We start from the raw sequence: 23,748 nt of genomic DNA on the forward strand, positions 1-23,748 counted from the left end.
CCGCGGTCGTGACGGCCGGAGCGGCGTTGACCGTCAGCTTCGGCAGCCGCTGCACACGGGCGGTGCTGTAGGAGTCGTAGGCCGTGCTGCTGCCGTCCTCGGCGGCCGCACCCCATGTGATTCTCCCGTCTGTCGACTCGACGAACCGGTGGCACGGGACGCGAACGGGCCGTGCCCGGGAGGACGGGAGCCGTCCCCGGACACGGCCCGGAGTGGTGCGCGGTGGTGCTTATACGTACGGAGGAACTACCGCACGTCGACGAAGTCGCCCGCGGTCGTGACGGCCGGGGTCGTGGAGGTACCGGCGAAGCTGTAGCGCCAGTAACCGTCGACCGACGCCGTGACGGTCGTCTTGAGGTTGCCGGTGCTGTTCGTCTTGATGGTCTTGACCGTGGTGTAGGTGCTGCTGGTCTTCTTGCGGAACTGGAGCTTCACCGGCTGGCCGGTGTAGCCGTGGTACGCGTGGTCCTCCCAGTTCGCCCGCGACAGCTTCCCGGTGGCCGTGATCGTCCCGCCCTTCCTCACGGGCTCCGGAGCGGCGTTGACCGTCAGCTTCGACAGCCGCTGCACACGGGCGGTGCTGTAGAAGTCGGTGTAGGCGAAGTCGGTGTTGTTACCGGCGAGGGCAGCCGCGGTGACGTGCCAGGTGCCGGCCAGGGAGTTCTTGTACAGGTCGTAGCGCGGGTCGATCGTGAAGGTCAGCTTGCAGGTCGAGGTCGTCGCGCTGGCCTTGGTGCACGTCGCCGCGTCCTCGTTCGGCAGGATGACGCCGTCGAGGCCGTCCGGCGAGGACGGGTCCGTGCCGTGCCACAGGTCGGCGTAGGCGTCGACGACACCGGACGCGTGCGACGCGGTCAGCGAGACGGAGATCGTCTTCAAGGCGGTGGTGCCGAGGACGATGTCCTTGCCGCCGTTGACGACGACCTTCGAGATGACGGGTTCCGCCGTGGCCGCGGTGGTGGCCGCGGCGGCCTTCGACGAGCCCTTGGCGGCGGTGCCGAAGACCTCGGCGGCCGATGTCGGCTTGTGCAGGTTCCCAGCGGACTGGCCATCCGCGTGGGCGGCCGGGATGGCCAGAGCGGACAGAGCCAGGGCGCCGGTAACGGCAGCAACAGTGGCACGAATGCGCATGTGTTTCCCCAGTGGAGAAAGGCCCCGCGAGTATGTGGTGCGACCCGGACGGGGCTCGTTCGGTCTGTGAGTCTGCTGACTCGAAAGACCAGACCTGCCACACATGTGAAGGGTTGTACGCCGAGCCGAATATTTTGAGGAGATCACCCTTCCGTGTCCGGGGGCTCCTCGTCTCAGTCGAACCAGCGGTCCCGGGCCAGTTCCTCCGTACGGGACGGGTCCTCCAGCAGCGCCGCGACCTCGAAGCGGCGCGGCCACTGCCCCGCCGCCCAGGCCAGGCCTGCCGCGACGCCTTCCAGCGTGGCGGCGTGCACGGTCCCGTCGGGGGTACGGCGCCAGTCCAGTTCGACACCGCCCGCGCGCAGTTCGCCGTGCTCGATGTACGCGTCCGGGGTTCCGACGCCGAGCAGGACCCGTACCGAATCCGGCACTTGGTGCTCCTCGCCCTCCGTCGTCACCTCCGCCTCGACGCTCTCGCCGAGCCTGCGCACCTGGAACAGCTCGGCCAGATCGGCCGCGCGTGTCGGGGCGACCGGGAGCAGCGGGAGCCCCCCGGCGAGCGGCAGCAGATCCGGAGCGTCCGCGATCACGGCGTCCGCCGCGTCGACGACCCGGACCTCGCCGTCGACCACGGCCCGCAATGCGTCGGGCAGCGTGACCTGTTCCGGGTCGAGATCGGCCAGGGCCGTGTACAGGGAGTGCAGTTGTACGGGGCCGACCACACGGTCCTCGTCCGCGAGCCGGCCGAGGAGTTCGGCGGCGCCGCCCGGCTCATCGAGAAGGGCGGTCACGGACGTCCTTACGCCGAGGGCACGCAGCACCTGGGCGTCGTCGAAGCCGGCCGCGTCGGCGGAGTCGTACAGTCCGGCCAACCGCGGGTCGCCGCCCGCAGACCGCAGACCGGCCGGGCGACGGCCGTCGAGCACGGGGTGGTCGCGCAGCCACCAGGCCGTGTACGGGCGGACGGACCGCGTCGTACCGTCCGGCAGCAGCACCCGCACCGGCTGGGTCAGCGCGTCGCGCAACGGCGGCTGGGCGAGCAGGGCGAGCGCCTGCGGCCAGGCGTCGTCGTCGACGAGGTCCAGGTCGCGAACGGCGACGAGTTCGGTGGCGACCGGCGGCACGGAGGCCCGCCCGTCGCCCGACCACCACCCCTCATCGTCACCGCTGCGCGGCGGCAGATTCAACTGCAGCTGGTCGAGGATGTCCTCGCACCACACGTCCACGGCGTCGAGCAGCCCGGCGTCGTCGGGCTCGGCGAAGTCGCCCTCGCGGGGCTCCAGTTCGTCCGGATCCAGGACGACATCGGCGGCCCGTACGAGGGCGAAGGTGGCGAGCACACCACAGGCGGTGAGCGGCTGATCGCCCCAACGGTCGGTCCATTCCTGGTCGCAGAGCGCCAGTTCGCCCTCCCGCATGATGGCCGCGAACGGGCTGCCGGGCAGCACGAGTTCACCGGCAGGTGCGGGTTCGCCGTCCTCGTCGGGAAGGGCGAGCGCGCCGAGCCAGGGCTCGTCGCCCGGTGCCAGTTCCGCGTCCCGCACAAGGGTGAGAACGGTCTCTGCGAGCTCTTCGGCGTCCAGCGCGTCCTCGTCCCAGATCTCGCCCGCGTCCAGCGACCCGGCGACGGCTGCCCGCACCTGCGGGGTCGTCAGCACGGCGCGGGGCGTGGCGGGCAGGGCGCCCAGCTTCTCCAGCAGTGGATGGGCGGCGTCCGGATGCGCGACCTTCAGCCCGAGCCGGGCGAGGCGCCCCAGGACGGGGCCGGTGAGCGCGTCGGGGAACGGGAGGAGGACCTGGCGGGGGCCGATGGCGGTGCGGGGGGCGGTCGGGGTCTCGGCGTCCTGTGCTTCCGGTGTACCGGCGAGCGGGACGGGCAGCCCCGAGAGACGGTCCGGGTCGATGCCGGACAGGCTGTCGTACAGCCGCCGCCACCAGCCGGGGTCGCGCTCCAGACCGGCGAGACGGTCGATCGCCTCGGTCAGCGGGACGCGGGCGATGCCGAGGGTGCGCAGTTCGCTGCGGCGCTCCAGTCCGGCGGGCAGCAGGCACGGAAGAACCTCGGCGAGCACCCGTACGGTCTCGGCGCCCACGCCTTCCAGCACCTCGGCCTCGATGGGGCGCAGCGCGGTGGTGGCCGTCTCGCGGATGCCGTCCGCCTGCGCGTCCCAGGTGTCCCACCGGTCCGTTTCGGTGGTGGCGTCGCGCGGGGCGGCAGGCTCCAGGAACGCGACGCGCGGCAGCCGCTCCAGGATCGCGCCGCGCAGGGCGCCGTCCAGTTCGCCCTTGCCGAGCGGTCCGGGGACGAGGTCGATGGTGTCGATGGACACCGGTTGCCAGTCGGCGAGCAGCTCGGCGTACGCATCGGCCGCGCGCTGCACCAGGAAGTCGGTGAGCGGTCCCGGTGCGGGGTGGCGGCGGGTGGTGTCGAGCGGCAGCGACGCGATGAGCAGCGCGGGGATACCGAGGGGTTCGTCGGTGGGGGTCGGAGCGTGGACGACGGGGACGGTGCGGGGGCGTACCGGGGCACCCTCCGCGTCCACCGGCACCGCCCAGGTGACCGCCCAGTGCGGGCGCAGCCGTTCCTCGCGGGGCCGGTCGGCCAGCAGGGCGGGCTCGACGGGGCCGTGCCGGGTGACGGTGCGCCAGCGGTGCGTACCGTGCGCGGAGTCCTCGACGTGGGTGTACGGGCCGCGCTGCGACCGGCGCAACGTCCGTACGGCGTCCGGGGTTTCGATCACGACCTCGTCGAGGCCGCGCAGGGTGAGCAGGAGCGCGTCGTCGACCGCGTCGAGCAGCCGGACCACGAGGTCCTCGGCTCCGCCGTCGCGCAGCGGGAGGACGACAACGGTGTCGTACCCGTCGGGTGCGGTGCCCTCGGCGGGCAGCGGGAGCCGCAGCAGGGGTACGTGGCCGTCGCGGCGACGGAGCTCGTCGCCGAGGCCCGGGCTGGCGACGGCCGCCTTTGCGGCGAGGTCGCGGGCCTCGGCGAGGGACCAGCGGACGCCGCCGTGCCGACCGACGACGGCGGGCTCGTCGCTCACCGCGAGCACGGCGGCGAACCCGACGCCGAACCTGCCGACGGCCCCCTCGTGACCCTCGCGCTTGGCGGAGGCGCGCAGGGTGGAGAGCGACTCCACGCCGGTGGCGTCGAGGGGGGCGCCGGTGTTGGCGGCGGCGAGTGCGGCGGGGGCGTCCGCGGTCGCCGGGTGCAGGGTGAGGCGGAGCCGGCCGGGTACCTGTGCGCGGGCGGCGGCGTCGGCGGCGTTCTGGGCCAGCTCGACGACGAGGCGGTCGCGGTAGCCGCCGAGCGCGAGGTCCTCCTCGGCGTTGGCGTCCTCGCGGAATCTGGCGGGGCCGGCGCCCCAGGCATCGAGCACGCCGCGTCGCAGCCGTGCGGTCCCGAACGGGTCGGCCCCCTCGGTCGCATTCATGCTCACGCTCTGACTCCGCTCTTTCCGGTTACGCGTTGCCCGTGCCGCCAGTGTGCGCCTGAAGGTACCGGGTCCTCTCGCCGGACGGGGCGTCGTGTCCGCGGGGTTGCCCACGGCAGGGCCGGATTCTGCCGCACCGCGCACCACCGCTCCGGTTCCGTCCTCGAACGCCGGACGGGCTGGGGTGTGCGAAATCAAGCCCGTCGAGGGGGTCCCCCCATGCCCTCAAGGCTATGGGGGAGATTGAGGACGGAACCGGTTCGCGGGGCGGGCCCGCAGGTTCGATGGCCGGGCGCGCCGGGAAAACCCCGGCCCCGCTCAGGAGTGACCGAGGTCCTCCGTCGGGCCGTCCGGTTCCGCCGGGACCGAGCCCGAGTCCCGCGCCGGACGCAACGGATACTCGTCCACCTGCATCGTGTCCAGCGCATGCGGCGCCGGCTTCGGCGGCTTCGGCATCACCGCCGCCTCCGAATGCCCACCGCACCCGTACGACAGCGACACCACATGCCCGTCCGCCGGACCGAACTCGTTCGCGCACACCCCGAACGCCTGCTTCAGCGAACCCGTCAATGGCACCAGGAACGCGCAGGTGACACAGGACGCCGGAGCCGCCTGAGCCATCGGCGTCTTCGCGCCGAACGCCTCGTCCCACCGGTCGGCCGCCGTGTGCAGCCCGTACCGCGACAGCACCCGCGCCCGCCGCATACCGAGCTCCTCCGCGACCGCGGCGATCGAGCCCCGGCTCGTCGTCGCGGGGCGCGTCGTCAGCTCCGCGTCCTCCGCGTCGACGAGGTCGGCCATCTCCTGTGACACCTCGGAGACCGCGGAGTCCGGCAGCGGCTCGTCCTCGCCGGTGTAGCCGGGCTCCAGGCGGATGTCGTCCGCCTCGGTGGGCAGCAGATCGCCGGGCCCCATGTCCCCGGGACGCAGCCGCTCGCTCCACGGCACCCACTCCGGAGCGAGGAGCGCGTCGCTGCCGGGCAGCAGCACCGTCTCGTCGAGGGTGACATTCTTCGCGCGGGATGCCCGGGCGACGGTCACCGCCCAGCGCCAGCCCCGGTAGCCCGGCTTCTCGCACTCGAAGAAGTGCGTGACGACCCGGTCTCCCTCGGAGACCACGGCCACATGCTCACCGACGACCCCCGGCGCGGCTGCTTCCTCGGCCGCCGCGCGGGCAAGGTCTACCGCCTCGGCGCACAGACGGTCGGGAACAGGGGTACGGGCCGTACGGCTTCGCGTCGTCACAGCACTCACAGGTCTCGCTTCTCTCCTACGCCAGTCTCACGAGCGCGCCAGCACATCCATCGATTCGGCCATGACGGATGCGGGCGGAGCGGACCTGGGGGCCGCGTCGACGTCCACACCCGTTGTGCCTGCCTCGGGCGCACCTTCTGCTATCCATTCTGCGGGATCGCCGATAGGCGCGCGGCCGAGAACAACCGCCGGTGGCGCGCTACGCACGCTACCCTCTCCGCCGCCCCCCGCCCACCTGCCCGTCCCAATCAAGGCCGTATCCGGCGCCGCGTCCCGTGCAAAGTCCGCCTCGGAACCGTCACAATTGCCGGCCGGCCCGCTCCGGGCAGGCCGTGCCGGGGCCGGGCGGAGCACTGACCCGACAGGGCGGAGTGCACCACGCCCCGCGCCGATCCCGGTTCGTCACCGCAGTGGCTGGGGCACTATGACGAAGTGACTTCCGCCAGGTCGCACAAGGATTCCGGCCCGCTCCGCAGGACGGGCCGGACGATCGGTCATGCCCTCCGCACCCCGTTCACCGGCACCGCAAGAGGAATCCGGAAGGCGACGCACGCCCACGGCGCCGGGGAGTCCGGGCTCGGCAAACTGATCGAACTGCACGCCGTGAACGGCGCGGGCGATGTGATGATCACGATCGCGCTCGCCTCGACGGTGTTCTTCTCCGTACCGACGGACGAGGCCCGCGGCCGCGTCGCCCTCTACCTCGCCGTCACCATGGCGCCCTTCACCCTCCTCGCGCCCGTGATCGGCCCGCTCCTGGACCATCTTCCGCACGGCCGCCGCGCCGCGATGGCCGGTGCGATGCTGGCCCGTGCGGTGCTCGCGCTCACCATGTCGGGCGCGGTCGCCACCGGCGGCCTGGAGCTGTATCCGGCCGCGCTGGGCGTCCTGGTCTGCTCGAAGGCGTACGGAGTCGTACGCAGCGCTGTCGTGCCGCGTCTGCTGCCACCCCGCTTCTCCCTGGTGAAGGCGAACTCCCGGGTCACCCTGGCCGGGCTCCTGGCGACCGGGGTCGCCGCCCCGATCGGGGCAGGGCTGCACACCATCGGGTCCGCCTGGCCGCTGTACGGCGCGTGCGTGATCTTCATCGGGGGGACCGTCCTCGCCCTCACGCTGCCGCACAAGGTCGACTCCTCGAAGGGCGAGCGGAAGGCCCGGCTGGTGCCGCCGCACGGTGTGACGTCCCCCCGGCCCGAGGCAAAGCGGAGCGGGAAGAGCGACGGAAGGGCAAGAGTCGGGGAGAAGCGGGGCGAGAAGCGGCCCGGGCTGCGGTCCGTGGGGCCGTCCGTGCTGAACGGGCTCCAGGCCAACACCGCGCACCGCGCGCTCTCCGGCTTCCTGATCTTCTTCCTGGCGTTCCTGCTCCGCGAGCAGCCGCTCGCCGGGCAGAGCGCCGCCGTCTCGCTCGGCATCGCCGGTGTGGCGGCCGGTGTCGGCAACGCGCTCGGTACGGCGGTCGGCTCCTGGCTCCGGGCCCGAGGCCCCGAAGTGATCGTCGCCTCGGTGCTGGCCCTGGCCCTGGGTGTAGCCGTGCTCGCCGCGTTCTTCTTCAGCACCGTCATGGTCGCCGCGCTCAGCGCGACGGCGGGCTTCACCCAGGCCCTGTCGAAGCTCTCGCTGGACGCGATGATCCAGCGCGACGTGCCCGAAGAGGTACGGACATCCGCGTTCGCCCGGTCCGAGACCGTGCTCCAGATGGCGTGGGTGGTCGGCGGCGGCATCGGTATCGCCCTCCCCCTCAACGGCGTACTGGGCATGTCGGTCGCCGCGGGCATCCTCGCCCTGGGCGCCGCCACGTCCGTACGGGGGCTGCTGAGCTCCGCGCGGCGCGGCTCGCCGCACCCCCGCGTGGCGTGAGCCGGAGCGACCGATAGCCTTCGGCCCATGACCGTTGCGTTCTTCTCCGGTAAGGGCCGTCGAATCGGCGTCGCTCTTGGTGCCGTGTCCGCGGGACTCCTTGTCCTCTCCGCCTGCGACAAGCCGACACCGCTCGCGACCGTAACGGTCGGCGGCAACACGGTGAACACCGAGGCGTCCTGCTACAACGACGGCAATGCCCTCAAGGCGTCCGACATCCAGGACTGCCTCAACAAGAAGGCTCAGAAGACCGTCGAGGTCGCGATGGACGACAAGGTCCGCTTCGGCGTCGACCCGGAGATCGCGGACAACGGCTGGACGCTGTTCATCAACGGCCAGCAGGCCGAGCAGGAGCCGTACAAGAAGACCTACCGGTCCATCCCGGGCAGCGCCTTCTTCTCCAGCCAGACCGGCGAGACCGTGAGCGACAAGACGCAGATCAGCATCGTGGAGACCAAGGGCAAGAAGCTCACCGGCGTCTGGCACTTCGAGCTGAAGAAGACCTCCTGACCCCCTTCCCTCCCCCTCCTGACCTCGGAGGATCCGCCCCGTGCGTGTGCTCGTCGTGACCGCTGTCCCAGCAGAACGGGACGCGGTCACGCGTGCGTTCGGGGATGTGTCCGAGGTGGCCGTGCGCGAGGTGCCGGGCGCTCGGCTCCACCGCGTGGAAGCCCCCGGCGGCTGCGGCGTCGTCGATGTCCTCGCGGGCGGCGCCGGACCGGCCGCCGCGGCCGCCGCGACGGCCTTCGGCCTTGCCTCCGGGCCGTACGACCTCGTCGTCTCGGCCGGGATCGGTGGCGGATTCGCGCCCCTCGCCCCGGTCGGCTCGCTCGTCGTCGCGAGGAGAATCGTCGCCGCGGATCTGGGCGCGGAGACTCCCGAGGGCTTTGTGCCCGTCACCGCACTCGGCTTCGGCCGTGACCGGTACCTCCCGCCCTGGTCGCTGGTACGGGACGTGGCCGCCGCCACCGGCGCGCTCACCGGCGAGATCCTCACCGTCTCCACCGTGACCGGCAGCGCCGAGCGCGCCGCCGCCCTGCTGGCCACGCACCCTCGGGCTGCCGCCGAGGCCATGGAGGGCTTCGGTGTCGCCGAGGCCGCCGAGCGGACGGGCGTACCGGTGCTGGAACTGAGGGCGGTCTCGAACGCCGTCGGCCCGCGCGACCGGGACGCCTGGCGCATCGGCGACGCGCTGGCCGCGCTCACCGGGGCGTTCGGGAAGATCGTCCCCGCACTGGAAGGTTGGACCCACCATGAACGACACGACTCGTAGCCCGTCGAATCCGTTGAACATCGCTTTCTCTCCGTGCCCGAACGACACCTTCGTCTTCGACGCCTGGGCGCACGGAAGGGTCCCCGGCGCGCCCGCCCTCGATGTCACCTTCGCCGACATCGACATCACCAACAAAATGGCCGAGCGCGGCGAACTCGACGTGCTCAAGGTTTCGTACGCGGTGCTGCCCTGGGTGCTCGACGAGTACGCGCTGCTGCCGTGCGGCGGAGCACTGGGGCGGGGCTGCGGACCGCTCGTCCTCACGAAGGAGGCGGGCACGGATCTGACGGGAAAGACCGTCGCCGTGCCGAGCGAGCGCTCCACGGCCTATCTGCTGTTCCGGCTCTGGGCGGCGGAAGTGGTACCGGGCGGGGTCGGCGAGATCGTCGTCATGCCGTTCGACGAGATCATGCCCGCCGTGCGCGACGGGAAGGTGGACGCCGGTCTCGTCATCCACGAGGCCCGTTTCACGTACCGGAACTACGGGCTGCACAACCTCGCGGACATGGGCCGGCACTGGGAGGAGACGACCGGGCTGCCGATCCCGCTCGGCGCGATCATCGCCAAGCGGTCGCTGGGCGCTGACACGCTGAAGCTGCTCGCCGAGTCGGTGCGCACCTCGGTACGGATGGCCTGGGACGACCCTCAGGCGTCACGCCCCTACGTGCTGGAGCACGCACAGGAGATGGACCCGGCCGTGGCGGACCAGCACATCGGGCTGTACGTCAACGAGTTCACCGCCGACCTCGGCGAGGACGGCTACGCGGCGATCCGCGGACTGCTGACCCGCGCCGCGGCCGAGGGGCTGGTACCGCCCCTCGGCCCGGATGCGCTGTCGTTCGTCTGAGATCCGCCGGGGGTCCGGGAGTCCGGAAGTCAGACGTCGAGCTGGTCGGCGACCGCGCGCAGCAGGCCGCCGATCTTCTTGCCGGCCGCCTTGTCGGGGTAGCGGCCGCGCTCCAGCATCGGTGTGATGTTCTCCAGCAGGGTGGTCAGGTCCTGCACGATGGACGCGAGCTCGTCCGGCTTGCGGCGCTGTGCGGCCGCGACGGACGGGGTCGGGTCCAGGATCGCCACCGAGAGCGCCTGGTCTCCCCGCTGACCTGCGACGACGCCGAATTCGACGCGCTGGCCGGGCTTGAGTGCGTCGACCCCGTCGGGAAGCACCGAGGAGTGCACGAAGACGTCACCGCCGTCGTCGCGGGAGAGGAAGCCGAAGCCCTTCTCGCTGTTGAACCATTTGACCTTGCCAGTCGGCAAAGCACGCACCCCATCTCAACCCGTATGCCGGAACAAGCCTCAGCAGGTCAGGCTATCCAGTGGTGGTGCTCCCCTGCTGGCAGCAGCCTCCCCAGGTGAAGTACCCCTCGTCAAGCCTGGTCATCCGGACTGCTGTCCAGAAACGGTGCATGCTTCTGCGCGCTGCCTGCCGCGGGGCGGGTCGTCCGTGTCGGGAACTACCCTGGCGGGGTGAGCACTACTCCTTCTGGCGCAGGTGACCGGCTCGTCCGGATCGGCGCGATCGTCTTCTTCATCGGCGCACTGGCCACGCTGGCCACGATGGCCCCGCTGTTCCTCGGAACCCATCCGCTTCCGCCCATCGCGTGGTCGCTGTGCATGCTGATGGGGGTGGGGTTCCTGATCGCCGCGGCGGGCGTGGTGCGGTCGGTGCGGGCGGGGTCACCGAAGCGGTAGCGCCGGGGTCGTCCGGCGGGCCGCTTTGTCCTCAGTCGCCGGACGGGCTTTATCTTGCTGCGGGACGGGGCTTCTGGGCCCGCCCGGCGGTCGAGGACGGAACCGGGCGCGCTCGGGGCCGAGGACGGGTTGGGTCTCCGATCCGCTGGACTCCTCCGTCCGGACACTCACAGACCTCTTCCCTGCCGCAAACGCCGCGGGATGTCCTGTCGGCTGTCCGATCACCGTCCCGCGAGACAGCAGCAGGGAACGGAAAACCGGTGGACGCATTGCCCGACCTGGCCGAGTCCCTGGCCACCGGCCACAACCTCGCCACGATGATCAGCCAACTACGCACCGCACGCGCAGATCTGACCACCCCGGCCCACCACGAGCCGCCCCCGGAACTCGGCACCCTGCTCGGCGCACCTCCCGAGCCCGGCGAGCCGACGTACTTCGGAGCAGCCACACCCGAAGGGCTCGCAACGCCGGACGCGTACGAGGACGGCCTGGGGCCTGACCTGACCGGCAGACTTTGACGAGAAAGCACCCGCCGGGAGGTCGACAACCTCGACGGGGACCACACACGGCCTTCGCCCACGGACCGGAACCGCCGGATGCAGGGATCAGTCCTGGCAGTGACTCTCCTTGACGACCCGTACGAGGGCGGCCCACGCGCCGGGCGTGGTGCGCAGTATCGCCCCGGTGGGGTCGCTGCTCTCGGTGAGTTCGACCGTGCTGTTGCTCGCGGCGACGTGCAGGCAGGATTCACCCTGTCCGCAGTACGAGGACCTCTGCCATGAGTGCTGGTGCATATCCGGTTCCTTCACTGGTCGGCGATCAGACTGTGCTCGCCGAGCGAGGGCGGGGGCTCTACCTCGTCACCCTCTACGCAGAGAGCTGGGGCGCGTACCCCATGCACAGTGGCCCGCCGGGGCAGGGCGGGAAACTGCTCCGGGTGGGTGCGCGGCGAAGACGGACGATGCTCCGTCGTACGGCTCTCAGTGATCTGGAATCGACACGGGGAACGGGCCCGGCCGACGCGCGGGGCGCCTCGCAAGGGACGCCCAGCGCTTACGTCGGCGGGCAGCCGGTGGCGGGATCACCGGAAGGTGACCGACGCTATCGCCTGGAAGTTCCAGACCGGCTCGCAGTGGGTTTCCCCTGACCATCGCACTCCACTTTCGGGGTGGTTCCTGCGGACGGGACCATCCTCCTGTGCCGGAAGCGCCCCGGCATCTCGTTGGCCACACCACGCGATCAACCGACTGCAGATCGCGTACGGGGGTTGGCCTACGTCCTCGTGGCGTAGGCGCTCCAGATCCGGAGCGGGAAGACATTGCCGCGCTCCGAATCGGGTCCGCCCACGCCCTGCATTCCCAGCAGTTGAGGGGTGCCCGGCTTGCTGCGGAACATCGTGACGGCCGTGGTCAGCCCCTTGCTGTGGCCGATGAACCAGGCCGACTTCATCCGGTCGTCCTCGCCGGTCGCGCCCGCCGAGAGGTCGTCGGCAGCCCTGGACTTGGCGAACGCGGCAAACTTCCCGTCCCGGCCCAGCCGCGTCCAGGCCACCAACCCCAGGGTGTTGTTCACATCGTTCGCCACCGAGGCGTCCATCACGCGCCGCGGCTCGGGCTTCCCGAAGCCCTCGACCACCTCGCCGTCCCGGATCACCTTGGTCACTGAGTAGGGATCGGCCCTCATGCCGTCGTTACTGAAGGCGGTGTACGCGTCCGCCATCCTGACCGCGCTCGGTGTGGACGTGCCGAGGGGAAAGGACTTGTCCAGGCGGGCCAGGCTCTCCTTGTGCAGCCCGGCCGATACCGCCAGTTCCTTCACCTTCTTCAGCCCGATGTCCTTGCCGAGCAGCGTGAAGGTGGCGTTGGACGACTTGATCAGCGCATCGCGCAGGGGCGTCGGCGCCGTGACCATCGCCTGGCCGGGACCGGCACCCGACGGGGCGGGGTGCGCCGCGTACGGGCCGTCCTTGATCAGGCGCCCCCCACTGTCGTAGCCGCTGTCCAGGGTGATCCCGTCGCCGTGCTGAAGGGCCGCTGCCAGCACGAAGGGCTTGAAGGCCGAGCCGACGGGGACGCCCGCGGTGTCGGCGTTGTTGGCGAAGTGGGTGATCGCGTCGGCTCCGCCGTACACCGCGACCACGGCCCCGTCGTCGGGCCGCACGGATGCGGCGCCGACCTCGACGTACCTGTCCTCGGGGCGCTTCTTGGGGTCGAGGTCGCGCTTGCGCACGCCCCGCACGGCCCGCTCCAGCTGCTGCACCTTGGCCTTGACGAAGGTGGTGTGCACCCGGTAGCCGCCCCGGGCGAGGTCCTTGTCGGTGAGGCCCGAGCGCCTCTTGATGTACTTGTTGGCGATGTCGACGAGATAGCCGGTCTGGCCGCCGAGGCTGGTCGGCTTGGCGGTCGGCCTCGGCTCGGGGAACTTCTGGTACGCGGCCCGCTCGGCCTTCGTCATCGTGCCGATCTCCACCTGCCGGTCGAGAACCCACTCCCAGCGGTCGACGGCTCGTTCGTGGTTGCCTTTGCCGCCTGCGGGGTCGTACTGCTCCGCCCCCTTGAGCAGGGACGCGAGCAGCGCCGCCTGGCTGGGGTCGAGGTCCTTCGCGGGGATTCCGTAGTACGCGTACGCCGCTGCCTGGATGCCGTAGGCGCCGCGGCCGAACCAGCTCGTGTTCAGATATCCCTGGAGGATCTCCTCCTTGCTCTGCTTGTTGCTCAGCTTCAGCGAGATGAAGAACTCCTTGAACTTCCGGGTGGCCGACTGCTCCTGGCTGAGATAGGTGTTCTTCACGTACTGCTGGGTGATGGTGGAGCCGCCCTGGGTCTCACCGCCTTTGACCATGCTGACGGCCGCGCGGGCGATCCCCTTCGCCGACACCCCCGAGTCGGAGTAGAAGGTCTCGTTCTCCGCGGCGATGACCGCGTGCTCCACCGAATCGGGTATGCCGGCGAGCGTGACGTTCTGCCGATTGACCGCGCCCACGCTCACCATCTGGCTGCCGTCCGCCCAGTAGTAGACGGTGCCCTGCCTGCGCGCCTCGTCGTTCTCGTCCGGGATGTCGACGGACGCGTACACCACGGCGAACAGCCCGGCCAGCGCACCGAATCCGAGCAGGATCCCGCTCAGCACCTGCCGCCACGAAGGGACCCAGCGGCGCCAGTTGCTTCTCCCCCGGCGGGGGTAGTCGACACGGAGCCCGCGAAGGCGGATCGGGCGGATGGGGCGGATGGGGCGTCGGGCCATGCTCCGGCTCCTCGTTCACCGTCCCGCACCGGTGTGGTGCGGGCTTGTGAGAGGAGATGTTCCGGATCGCGATCAGGTTGTCTCGGAGCCCCGTCCGACACGGGTGGCGAACTCGCACCGGACGACCTTTCCGGGGAAACGGTCCGCGACACCCCACTTGTCGGCCGGCGCTCAGTGAATCCGCACCCTCCGAAGGCCCTACGCCGCGTACCCGTCCAGCCAGGACGGGAACTCCGTCAGCGACGACAGGACGACGTCCGCGCCCGCCGCCCGGAGCTCCTCCGCGTCGCACGGGCCCGTGGTGACCGCCACCGAGAGCGCCCCGGCCGTGCGGGCGCCCCGGACGTCGCCGGTGTGGTCGCCCACGTACACACCCGCCCCGTGCTCGCGCAGCGCCTCCCCCTTGGCCTCCGCCCACAGACCGCCGATCACCGCATCCGGCTCGATCCCGAGGTGCGCCAGGTGCAGCTCGGCGTTCGGCAGGTGCTTTGCGGTGACGACTATCGCCCGGCCGCCCCGTTCGCGGATCGCGGCGACCGATTCCCGGGCACCCGGCAGCGCGAGGCTCGGGACGATGGCGTGTGTGGGATAGATCTCCCGGTAGCGGTCGGCGGTGGCGGCCACCGCATCGGCCGGAAACCAGTTCCGCAACTCGTCGTCGACCGGCGGACCGAGCCTGCTCACCACCAGATCCGCGTCGATCGACGTCCCCGTCTCGGCGGAAAGCGCCAGGTAGGCGGCCTTGATGCCGGGCCGGGAGTCGATGAGCGTCATGTCGAGGTCGAAGCCGACCGTCAGTGGGTGCGAAGGCATGGAATCCATTGTCACGGGGCCGCGCACGGCGGCGGTCCCGGTACGGGCCTCGGGCCCCGGAACAGCGATGCTTAGACTTAGCCAAGCCTAACTTTACTTCCGCTTTCGATTGGGTCCGATGCCAGCCGCCGCACCACGCCGTTCCAGACGCGCACTCGCGACGGCGGCGGCCGTCGCGGCGCTGCTGGTGGCGATACTTCTCAGCCTCGCCGTAGGGGCCCGCTCCATACCCCCGTCCCAGGTGATCGACGCCCTGCTGCACGGCGGGCACTCCGACGCCGCCGAAGTCATCCGGAACATGCGGGTGCCGCGCACCCTGATCGGGCTGATGGTCGGCGCGGCACTGGGCCTCGCGGGCACGGTGCTCCAGGGCATCACCCGTAACCCCATCGCCGACCCCGGCATCCTCGGCATCAGCCAGGGCGCCTCGGTGGGCGTGGTGCTGGCCATCGCGTACGCCGGGATCCACACCCTGACGGGGTACGTGTGGTTCGCGTTCGCGGGCGCGGCGATCGCCTCCGTCGCCGTGTACGCCATCGCCTCCAGCGGACGCGGGGGCGCCACCCCCGTGAAACTCGCCCTCGGCGGCGCCGCGATCAACGCGCTGCTGGTGTCGGTGACGATGGCGGTGCTGACGACCAAGGCGTCCACGCTGGACGAGTTCCGCTTCTGGCAGGTCGGCTCCATCGCCGGGCGCGAGGCCGATGTGGCCCAGCAGATCTGGCCGTTCATGCTGGTCGGGACCGTGCTCGTGCTGTCCGTCGCCCGCGGGCTCGATGCACTGGCGCTCGGCGAGGACGTGGCGAAGGGGCTCGGGCAGAAGGTCGCGACGGTACGGATCGTCGGCGGCATCGGGGCCACCGTGCTGACCGGTGTCGGCGTCGCGGCGGCCGGCCCGATCGCGTTCATCGGACTCGCCGTCCCGCACATCGCCCGCGCGATCGTCGGCAGCGACCACCGCTGGGTGCTGCCGATGGCGGCGCTGATCGGGCCCGTCATGCTGCTCGTCTCCGATGTCATCGGCCGCATCCTCTTCCCGCCGAGCGAGGTCCCGGCGGGCGTGATGACGGCGCTGATCGGCGTCCCGTTCCTGGTCACGCTGGTACGCCGGAAGGCGGTGCCCGCATGAGCGACACCACCGCCCGTGTGCGGCCCGCCGGGTACCACGTCGTACGGATCGGGGCGCGGGGCCGGTTCCTGCTGCACCGGCGGGCAGCCGTCGTCGCCGCCGTCCTCGTCGTCCTGCTGGCCGCCGTCTGTGTCGCGTACCTCTGCGTCGGTGAGAGCTTCGTCGCGCCCGGCGAGGTCGTGAAGGTGATCCTCGGGCAGCCGTCCCCCGACGAGTTGGTCGTCGGCACGCTGCGGCTGCCGCGGATGGTCGTGGGGCTGCTGGTCGGTGCGGCGTTCGGGATCGCCGGTGCGCTGATCCAGACCGTCGCCCGCAATCCGCTGGCCAGCCCCGACATCATCGGTATCAGCCAGGGGGCGAGCGCGCTCACGGTCGGCGCGATGACCTTCGGCGTCACCTCGTACACCGTGCTGCCGTACCTGTCCGTCTTGGGCGGGGTGGCCGCGGCGGCGCTCGTCTACGTCTTCGCCTGGCGCGGCGGGCTGCACGCCACCCGCTTCGTCCTCATCGGCATCGGCTTCGCCATCGCGCTGAAGTCGGTCACCACACTGTTCCTGACGAAGGGTGACTACCTGGTCGCCCAGCAGGCGCAGGTCTGGATGACCGGCTCGCTCAACGGCCGCGGCTGGTCCGAGGCCGCGCCGATCGGCTGGACGCTGCTGATCCTGCTGCCGGCCGTCCTGTGGGCCGCCCGCGCCCAGCGCACCGTCTCGATGGACGACGACACCGCGACGGCCCTCGGGGTGCGTCTCGGACGGGTACGGCTGGGGCTCGTCGCACTCGGTGTGGTCCTGGCGTCCGTGGCGACCGGGACGGCCGGTCCGGTCGACTTCGTGGCGCTGCTCGCCCCGCAGATCGCCCGCCGGATGACCCGTACCGCGCAGATCCCGCTGTTCTGCTCGGCGCTGCTCGGTGCGGTGATCGTCGTCTTCGCGGATCTGCTGGCGCGCAGGCTCTTCTCGCCCACCGAGCTGCCGGTGGGCGTTCTGACGGCGGCGGTCGGCGCCCCGTATCTGATCTGGCTGATCATCCGCGGTCACGGCGGCGGTCGCGGCCGTAGTGGAGGTACCGCATGAGCTCGACCCGTACGTCCGACGCCCCGACGACCGCGACCAGCCGGCTCACGGTGCGGGAGCTGACTCTCGCGTACGAGGACCGCACCGTCGTCCACGAGCTGGACCTCGCCGTTCCCGACGGACAGGTCACCGTCATCGTCGGCCCGAACGCCTGCGGCAAGTCGACCACGCTGCGCGCGCTCGGCCGGCTCCTCAAGCCGCGCGGCGGGGCCGTGCTCCTCGACGGCACCGAGCTGTCGAAGATCCCCACGCGGAAGATCGCCCAGTCGATCGGGCTGCTGCCGCAGACCCCGGTGGCCCCCGAGGCGATCACCGTCTGTGACCTCGTCGCCCGTGGCCGGCAGCCGCATCAGCACTGGTGGCAGCAGTGGTCGCAGGAGGACGAGCGGGCGGTCACGGACGCGATGGAGCGTACGGACATCACCGCGCTCGGCGACCGGTCGGTGGACGAGCTGTCCGGCGGGCAGCGCCAGCGTGTCTGGATCGCGATGGCGCTCGCCCAGGAGACCGATCTGCTGCTGCTCGACGAGCCGACCACGTACCTCGACATCGCGCACCAGGTGGAGGTCCTGGACCTGGTGCGCCGACTCACCGCCCCGGCGGCGGACGGCACCCGCGGCCGGACCGTCGTCACCGTGCTCCACGACCTCAACCAGGCCGCCCGCTACGCGGACCATCTGGTCGCCATGAAGGCGGGCCGGATCGTCGCCGAGGGCCACCCGAACGACATCGTCACGGCCGGTCTCGTGCGCGAGGTCTTCGGCCTGGACGCGGTGGTCGTCCCGTGCCCGGTGACGGGTTCGCCGCTCGTGGTGCCAGGGGCTCCCTGGCAGGCCACGTCGGCGTCGTGAACCCGCTCCCCGGTTTCCGGCAGGCCCGGGTGGGCGCCCGCCACGACGGTTGCCCGGCGCTGCGGTCCACGCTCCTTCCCCGGACTCCCGGCTCCTCCGCCTCGTTCGAACGGTGGAGCTCCCACGGGGCCCAGGGCCCCATCGCCCCTGGCGCCCCGGTGACCCGCAGCGGCCGGCCGCCGACACACCCGTGACCAACCACCCCGACCCCGACGAAGGGCACACACCATGACCACCCTCACCCGCCGCCGCGGACTCACCCTCGGCGCCCTCACCCTGGCCGGCGCCCTCGCGCTCTCCGCCTGTGGCTCCTCGGACTCCGACAGCGGCAACAACAACGGCTCCGGCAAGACCCACACCATGAAGACGGCCATGGGCGACGTCAAGGTCCCCGTGAACCCGCAGCGCGTCGTGGTCCTCGACACCGGTGAGCTGGACTCCGCACTCACCCTCGGCGTGCAGCCCGTCGGCGCGACGCACTCGGCGACGGAGGACGGCTTCCCCTCCTACCTGCCCGAGAGCCGGACGAAGGGCATCAAGGAGGTCGGCGAGATCGCCAACCCCAACCTGGAGACCGTCGCCTCGCTGAAGCCGGACCTCATCCTCACCAGCAAGGTCCGTGACGGTGACCGTTACGAGCAGCTCAGTGCGATCGCCCCCACCGTGATGACCGAGTCCACCGGGACCGCCTGGAAGGAGAACTTCCAGACGCACGCGGAGGCGCTCGGCAAGCAGGCCGAGGCGAAGAAGGTCGTCGCCGAGTACGACGCCCATGTCGCGGACGTGACCGAGGCGATCGGCGGCAAGAAGAAGGCAGCCGCCACGGACGTCAACTTCGTCCGCTTCGTCGAGGGCGCCGACATCCGCATCTACGGCAAGCAGAACTACATCGGCTCGATCCTCGCCGACCTCGGCGTGGGCCGCCCCGCGATCACCGACAAGGCCAAGGACGGCTTCTCGTACGACGTGTCCCCCGAGAAGATCGACCTCGCGGACGCGGACGTCATCTTCACGTCGACGTACGGCGACCCGGACAAGGCGGGAACGACCAGGACGATGAACAGCGGCCTGTGGAAGGGGCTGACGGCGTCCAAGGACGACAAGGTCTTCAAGGTCGACGACCGCCTGTGGATCGCGGGCATCGGGTACACGGCCGCGGACCAGATCCTCGACGAGTTCCAGACGGATCTGACGAAGTAGGGCGCGGGGCCCATAAGGAGCGGGGACCATCAGGAGCATCGCTCAGCGGTAACCAAGTCCCCGCAGCGTGACCTCAAACCGTGCTGCAGCGGCCCGGCGCCGGTGCTCCAGATCCGTGAACGAGACCGCGTACCTGTCGTCCCCAGGGCTGTCATTGAGCACCGAGGGAAACGGAGCGAAAGGATCCGTCTGCCGAACCGGGACGGGGCGACGTCGAGGGCCGCTCACACCGCGACGAGGCGCACCCGCTCGCCGCACAGTTTGCTCATGTCCTCAACGTCGGACGTCAGCATGACGACGGGGCGTTGCTGCCGCAGAGCCGCCTCGGCCACGGCGGCGTCGATGGCGTACTTATGGCCGTGCAGCCCAGCCGCCATCAACAGTGTCGAGGCTGCCTTCGCCTCTTCGTCGCCCACCGGGACGGTGCGCAGACCGGACAGTACCCAGGCCAACCGGGCCTTGTTGGTGCGGGCGTGCACGGCTTCGATGATGGTGAGCGCAGAGATGGCCACCTCCATCCCCCTGGACCGAGCCTCCGCGACCAGGGCCACCACCGCCTCGTCATCACTGAGCAGCTTGGAGAGCCCCTCGCTGTCGAGGACGAGTGTCCCTTCGTGGATCAGCTTGCGGCGGGCCACTGGCCCTCCTCGTCGAAGACCTCGTCGAAGACCTGCCGTGCCCGCTGCCGCGCCTGCTCGGAGACCGGGCCCTTACGACTCTCGTAGTCCGCCAGGTACTCGTCGAGCACTTGCCCCCGGAGCTCCCGCTCGACGGCCGCGGCAATGAACGCGGAGAACTCCCGCTTCCCGGCCCGGGCACGAATCGCTTCGGCGGTCCCTTCGGGCAGCGAGAGACTGACCCGCGTAGCCGGCCCCTCACCGATGCTGTACGTCGTCTCGGACATGAGCCCATCGTATCAAACGAGTAGGAAACGAAGGCTTTCATGCGTGGCGCCCTGGGAGGGCCGAGGCGCTCGCCGCGGCGCCCCACCCCGGCTACCCCTCCCTCTTCCGCGCCCGCCACACCAGGAACACCGCCGACGCCACCGCTGCCGTGCGCACCACCACCGGCCACACCCCGCTCAGCGCCTCCGCCATCCCGTCCTGCGGGATCGGCTCGCCCCAGCGGCCCTCCGTCCGGCCCCAGAGCCAGACGAGTGCACCCGTCACGACCACACCAGGAAGCCCCATCGCGGCCCATTTCGCCTCCGCGCGGGACAACTTGCGCGAGCTGTACGCGAGCAGCCAGCCACCCGCCAGGGCCAGCCAGGAGCCCATCACGGCGCCCACGACCAGCAGCACGGCGGCGAGCAGCAAAAAGGGGTGGGAGAAACCCCGGGCCCCCGACTCGCGCGGGGCGCCGCGGCGGAGGGCCGGGAGCCGTCGTCGTCGCGGCGCGGCCTCGTCGGCAGCGACATCCTCGGCCGGACCGTCGTCCGCCGGGTCGCCCGTGCGCGGGCGCGGAACGGCGTCCCGGGCCGGCGGCGGCTTCATCATGTCCGGGATCTCGACGCCACCGACGAACCCCGGCACATCGACCCCGTCGCCGAACGGCTCCGGCTCGATCCGCCACCAGTCGGGCTCGCTCCCGGACGGCCCCAGTTCGTCCGTACCGGCCATGTGCGGCGGCGAAGGCACCCGACCCGCCGCCGCTTCCGGAGCCGCGGAGTCCGCCGAGCCCTCCGCTTCCCCGTCCGGCGCCTGTGCCCGCGCCTGCGACGCGCCCTTGCCGGAACTGTCTTTCCGGAGCATCCCCTTGCGCGGACGGGGGACGCCGCGCCCCTCCTCCGCGGCAGGTTCCGGCCGCTGGGGCAGCTCCACCGTCCCGTCCGCCGACGCGGCGGCAGCGGCGACCAGTTCGTCCGGTGCGCCGAGCCTCCCGATGATGCGGCGGACCGCCGCCGGGGTGTCCGCGGACTGCGTTCCGCGCTGCCGGTCGATCTCGCCCCGGAGGGTCGAAACGAGCCTCATCCGGGTGCCCGAGGACAGCTGTTGCTGCTGTGCAAGGTCCCCGACCCGGCTCAGATAGTCGTAGACGAGCTGGTCGCTCTCGATCCCCACGCGATGGTTCCCCTCTGGCGCCCTGCACCGACGGTAGCGCCCTCGGGCCCGTCCGGAGCGACTACCGTGGGACGGATGGGGATGACCACACCACCGCGGACGCTCGCCGAAGCTCTCCGCGCCCGGGACGACGAGTCGTTGGCGGGGCTGCTGCGTGCCCGCCCCGATCTCCTCACCCCCGTACCCAGCGACATCACTCAGCTCGCGACGAGAGCCGGCACGCGCGCCTCCGTCGTACGCGCCCTGGAACACCTCGACCGGTTCGCTCTGCAGACCGCCGAGGCGCTCGCCGTGGCCCCCGACCCCGCCCCGTACGAGACGCTGCTCGGCCTCCTCACCGGCGACGGCCGGGACGACGGCGAGCACCGCGGCGACGCGGACGCGGCGATCGGGGACGCGCTGCCCGCCGCCCTGACCACCCTGCGCGAACAGGCCCTCGTCTGGGGCGAGGACGACCGGCTGCGGCTGGTGCGCACCGCTCGCGAACTCCTCGCGCCGTCCCCGCAGCACCCCTCCCCGACCGGTCTGGGCCCGACCGTCGCGGAGGCGACCGCCGGAATGTCGCCGGGCCGCCTCCAGGACATCCTGGCGACCGCCGGACTGCCCGCCACCCATGACCCGGTCTCCGCCGTGACATCCCTGTCCGCGCTCTTCACCGACCGGGCCAGGATGGGCGAGTTGCTGGACACCGCCCCCGCCGAAGCCCTGTCCGTACTGGACCGGCTGGTGTGGGGGCCGCCGTACGGGGAAGTGACCCCGAACCCCACCCCGCCCGTGAAATGGCTGCGCGACCGCGGGCTGCTGCTGCCCGTGTCGACCCGCACCGTGGTGCTGCCCCGCGAGGCCGCCCTGCATCTGCGGGCCGGGCGCGCCCACCGCGTGCCGGAACCGCAGCCGCCCTCCGTGGAGGCGGTCGCGAACCGTGATCCCCAGGCTGTGGACAGTGCCGCGGCCGGCCAGGCGTTCCTGGCGGTGACCACCGTCGAGGAGCTGCTGAAGAGCTGGAACAGCGGCGGCCCCGCGATACTGCGCGCCGGCGGGCTCAGTGTGCGCGAGCTGAAGAAGACCGCCAGCACCCTCGACGTCTCCGAGCCCGTCGCCGCGTTCTGGGTCGAACTCGCCTACGCGGCCGGGCTGCTGGCCTCCGACGGAGAGGCCGACGAACGGTACGCGCCGACGCCCGCGTACGACGACTGGGCCGAGCTCCCCGCCCAGGACCGCTGGGTGCACCTCGCCACCGCCTGGCTCGCCGCCACCCGCACCCCGGGCCTGGTCGGCGGCCAGGACGCCAAGGGCCGGGCCCTGTCCGCCCTCGGACCCGACCTCGACCGCTCCGCCGCCCCCGAGGTGCGCCACCGGGTCCTGGCCCTCCTCGCCGCCCTGCAACCGGGCACCGCTCCCGACCCGGAGACGGTGCTCGCCCGGCTGCGCTGGGAACGCCCCCTGCGCGGTGCCTCCGCCTCCGCCGGGGACACCACCGACCTGCGGTCCCGGATCGCCCTGTGGACGCTCAACGAGTCCGAGCTCCTCGGCATCACCGGCCGCGGCGCGCTCGCCGCGCACACCCGCGCCCTGCTCGGCTCCGGGCCGGCCGAGGCCGCCGCGCTGCTCGCGCCCCTCATCCCGGAGCCGCTGGACCACGTCCTGCTCCAGGCCGACCTGACGGCCGTCGCCCCCGGCCCGTTGGAGCGCCCCCTGGCGGACATGCTCTCCGCCCTCGCGGACATCGAGTCGAAGGGCGGCGCGACGGTCTACCGGTTCACCCCCGGGTCCGTACGCCGCGCCCTGGACGCCGGACAGTCCGCGGCCGATCTGCACGCGTTCCTCGCCGCCCACAGCCGTACGCCGGTGCCGCAGCCGCTCAGCTACCTCATCGACGACGTCGCCCGACGCCACGGCCATCTGCGGATCGGCGCCGCCTCCTCGTACGTGCGCTGCGACGACGAGGCCGTGCTGAACGAGATCCTCGCCGACAGGCGCTCGGCCACCCTGCGCCTGCGCCGCCTCGCACCGACGGCCCTGGCCGCCCAGGTCGACCCGGCGTCCCTGCTCGAAGGGCTGCGCGAGATGGGGTACGCGCCGGCCGCCGAGTCCGCCGAGGGCGATGTCCTGATCACCCGCGCGGGCGCCCGCCGCACCCCGCCCCGCACAGCCCCCGTCCCCGTGCCCGAGGGCCCTCCGGTCCCGGACACCACCCTGCTCGGTGCGGCGGTAAGGGCGATCCGCGCCGGGGACACGGCCGCCACGGTGGTCCGCAAGGACCCGGCCGACGCTCCCGCCGCCCCGTCCGGCTCCCTGCCCCGTACGACGTCCGCCGAGACCCTCGCCACCGTCCAGGCCGCCGCGATGACCGGCTCGGCGCTCTGGATCGGCTACGTCAACGCGGACGGCGCGGCCAGCCAGCGCGTCATCGCCCCGGTCCGGGTCGAGGGCGGGTTCGTCACGGCGTACGACCACACGGCGGACGAGGTCCGCACGTACCCGCTGCACCGCATCACCGGTGTCGCCGAACTGGCCGACGACGCCACGTCCTGAGGCTCGAACCGCTCAAGCCGGGCGCGGCGGCGACAGCGGCCACCGAGCTCCGGTCGTCCGGCCGGCCCGATCGTTCCGGAGCCGTCGCCCCGGCAGCAGCATCGGTCGTCCCTGGACCGCACACGTCCCTGTGCGGAGCAGCACACCGCCCCTCGGCCCCCGCATGCGGCACACTGGACGTTTGGCCGTTCCCGGCC

At 71.8% G+C, this 23,748-nt stretch carries 21 protein-coding genes; 11 read left to right on the forward strand and 10 right to left on the reverse strand.

Features of this window, described 5'->3' with window-relative positions; genetic code table 11:
• Positions 1-246: 246 nt before the first annotated feature.
• The 3 genes from OG953_RS19075 to OG953_RS19085 form a co-directional block, all read right to left on the reverse strand.
• Positions 247-1,131: a DUF5707 domain-containing protein gene (locus OG953_RS19075; protein ID WP_405685635.1), complete on the reverse strand. Its 885-nt coding sequence runs from the start codon at positions 1,129-1,131 to the stop codon at positions 247-249.
• 173 nt (positions 1,132-1,304) lie between these two features.
• Complete coding sequence (locus OG953_RS19080; RefSeq protein ID WP_405691922.1) at positions 1,305-4,565, reverse strand: sacsin N-terminal ATP-binding-like domain-containing protein; 3,261 nt, start codon at positions 4,563-4,565, stop codon at positions 1,305-1,307.
• A 318-nt stretch (positions 4,566-4,883) separates the two neighbouring features.
• On the reverse strand, positions 4,884-5,819 hold the full coding sequence (locus OG953_RS19085; RefSeq protein ID WP_405685637.1) for a DUF3027 domain-containing protein: 936 nt from the start codon (positions 5,817-5,819) through the stop codon (positions 4,884-4,886).
• A gap of 432 nt (positions 5,820-6,251) precedes the next feature.
• Here OG953_RS19085 and OG953_RS19090 point away from each other — a divergent pair, with 432 nt between their 5' ends.
• The 4 genes from OG953_RS19090 to OG953_RS19105 are packed head-to-tail and all read left to right on the forward strand — an operon-like array spanning position 6,252 to position 9,796.
• Positions 6,252-7,676 (forward strand): MFS transporter, encoded by a 1,425-nt coding sequence (locus tag OG953_RS19090; RefSeq protein ID WP_405685638.1) that lies wholly within the window; start codon positions 6,252-6,254, stop codon positions 7,674-7,676.
• 27 nt (positions 7,677-7,703) lie between these two features.
• Positions 7,704-8,186, forward strand: a complete 483-nt coding sequence (locus OG953_RS19095; RefSeq protein ID WP_405685640.1) for a DUF2771 domain-containing protein — start codon at positions 7,704-7,706, stop codon at positions 8,184-8,186.
• Between the two features lie 40 nt (positions 8,187-8,226).
• Positions 8,227-8,949 carry a futalosine hydrolase gene (locus OG953_RS19100; protein ID WP_405685641.1) on the forward strand — a complete coding sequence of 241 codons (723 nt, stop codon included), beginning with the start codon at positions 8,227-8,229 and terminating at the stop codon, positions 8,947-8,949.
• The gene (locus tag OG953_RS19105; protein ID WP_405685643.1) at positions 8,930-9,796 is read left to right on the forward strand and encodes a 1,4-dihydroxy-6-naphthoate synthase; all 867 of its coding nucleotides are present in this window, start codon (positions 8,930-8,932) and stop codon (positions 9,794-9,796) included. The genes OG953_RS19100 and OG953_RS19105 overlap by 20 nt, the downstream gene beginning before the upstream one ends.
• A 29-nt stretch (positions 9,797-9,825) precedes the next feature.
• Here OG953_RS19105 and OG953_RS19110 read toward each other — a convergent pair whose 3' ends face one another.
• Entirely contained in the window at positions 9,826-10,209 is a 384-nt protein-coding gene (locus tag OG953_RS19110) for a cold-shock protein (protein ID WP_072485776.1), read from the reverse strand.
• Between the two features lie 210 nt (positions 10,210-10,419).
• Here OG953_RS19110 and OG953_RS19115 point away from each other — a divergent pair, with 210 nt between their 5' ends.
• Together OG953_RS19115 and OG953_RS19120 are read left to right on the forward strand one after the other, a co-directional pair.
• Positions 10,420-10,644 carry a hypothetical protein gene (locus OG953_RS19115; RefSeq protein WP_405685644.1) on the forward strand — a complete coding sequence of 75 codons (225 nt, stop codon included), beginning with the start codon at positions 10,420-10,422 and terminating at the stop codon, positions 10,642-10,644.
• Complete coding sequence (locus OG953_RS19120) at positions 10,563-11,162, forward strand: DUF6177 family protein (RefSeq protein WP_405685645.1); 600 nt, start codon at positions 10,563-10,565, stop codon at positions 11,160-11,162. Before OG953_RS19115 ends, OG953_RS19120 begins: the two co-directional genes overlap by 82 nt.
• Before the next feature lie 87 nt (positions 11,163-11,249).
• Here OG953_RS19120 and OG953_RS19125 read toward each other — a convergent pair whose 3' ends face one another.
• The 3 genes from OG953_RS19125 to OG953_RS19135 form a co-directional block, all read right to left on the reverse strand.
• On the reverse strand, positions 11,250-11,438 hold the full coding sequence (locus OG953_RS19125) for a DUF397 domain-containing protein (RefSeq protein WP_405685647.1): 189 nt from the start codon (positions 11,436-11,438) through the stop codon (positions 11,250-11,252).
• Between the two features lie 478 nt (positions 11,439-11,916).
• Positions 11,917-13,887 (reverse strand): transglycosylase domain-containing protein, encoded by a 1,971-nt coding sequence (locus OG953_RS19130; RefSeq protein ID WP_405685648.1) that lies wholly within the window; start codon positions 13,885-13,887, stop codon positions 11,917-11,919.
• Positions 13,888-14,085: 198 nt separating this feature from the next.
• Positions 14,086-14,709 (reverse strand): HAD family hydrolase, encoded by a 624-nt coding sequence (locus OG953_RS19135; RefSeq protein WP_405685649.1) that lies wholly within the window; start codon positions 14,707-14,709, stop codon positions 14,086-14,088.
• A gap of 109 nt (positions 14,710-14,818) precedes the next feature.
• On the opposite strand from OG953_RS19135, the gene OG953_RS19140 reads away from it, so the two are divergent.
• The 4 genes from OG953_RS19140 (at position 14,819) to OG953_RS19155 (ending at position 18,956) form a co-directional block, all read left to right on the forward strand.
• Positions 14,819-15,829 (forward strand): FecCD family ABC transporter permease, encoded by a 1,011-nt coding sequence (locus OG953_RS19140; protein ID WP_405685650.1) that lies wholly within the window; start codon positions 14,819-14,821, stop codon positions 15,827-15,829.
• Positions 15,826-16,905 (forward strand): FecCD family ABC transporter permease, encoded by a 1,080-nt coding sequence (locus OG953_RS19145; protein WP_405685651.1) that lies wholly within the window; start codon positions 15,826-15,828, stop codon positions 16,903-16,905. The genes OG953_RS19140 and OG953_RS19145 overlap by 4 nt, the downstream gene beginning before the upstream one ends.
• Entirely contained in the window at positions 16,902-17,756 is an 855-nt protein-coding gene (locus tag OG953_RS19150) for an ABC transporter ATP-binding protein (protein WP_405685653.1), read from the forward strand. Before OG953_RS19145 ends, OG953_RS19150 begins: the two co-directional genes overlap by 4 nt.
• A 228-nt stretch (positions 17,757-17,984) precedes the next feature.
• Positions 17,985-18,956: an ABC transporter substrate-binding protein gene (locus OG953_RS19155; protein ID WP_405685654.1), complete on the forward strand. Its 972-nt coding sequence runs from the start codon at positions 17,985-17,987 to the stop codon at positions 18,954-18,956.
• 224 nt (positions 18,957-19,180) lie between these two features.
• On the opposite strand, the gene OG953_RS19160 is transcribed toward OG953_RS19155, so the two are convergent.
• The 3 genes from OG953_RS19160 to OG953_RS19170 form a co-directional block, all read right to left on the reverse strand.
• Positions 19,181-19,594, reverse strand: coding sequence for a DNA-binding protein (locus tag OG953_RS19160; protein ID WP_405685655.1), 414 nt, complete (start codon positions 19,592-19,594; stop codon positions 19,181-19,183).
• A complete protein-coding gene (locus OG953_RS19165; protein ID WP_405685657.1) occupies positions 19,576-19,860 on the reverse strand; it encodes a hypothetical protein in 285 nt (94 codons plus the stop codon). The genes OG953_RS19160 and OG953_RS19165 overlap by 19 nt, the downstream gene beginning before the upstream one ends.
• A gap of 91 nt (positions 19,861-19,951) precedes the next feature.
• Positions 19,952-21,016, reverse strand: coding sequence for a hypothetical protein (locus OG953_RS19170; protein ID WP_405685659.1), 1,065 nt, complete (start codon positions 21,014-21,016; stop codon positions 19,952-19,954).
• A gap of 75 nt (positions 21,017-21,091) precedes the next feature.
• On the opposite strand from OG953_RS19170, the gene OG953_RS19175 reads away from it, so the two are divergent.
• Positions 21,092-23,551 (forward strand): helicase-associated domain-containing protein, encoded by a 2,460-nt coding sequence (locus OG953_RS19175; RefSeq protein ID WP_405685661.1) that lies wholly within the window; start codon positions 21,092-21,094, stop codon positions 23,549-23,551.
• Positions 23,552-23,748: the final 197 nt, after the last annotated feature.

This window comes from Streptomyces sp. NBC_00057, assembly GCF_045041165.1.
Taxonomy (GTDB): domain Bacteria; phylum Actinomycetota; class Actinomycetes; order Streptomycetales; family Streptomycetaceae; genus Streptomyces.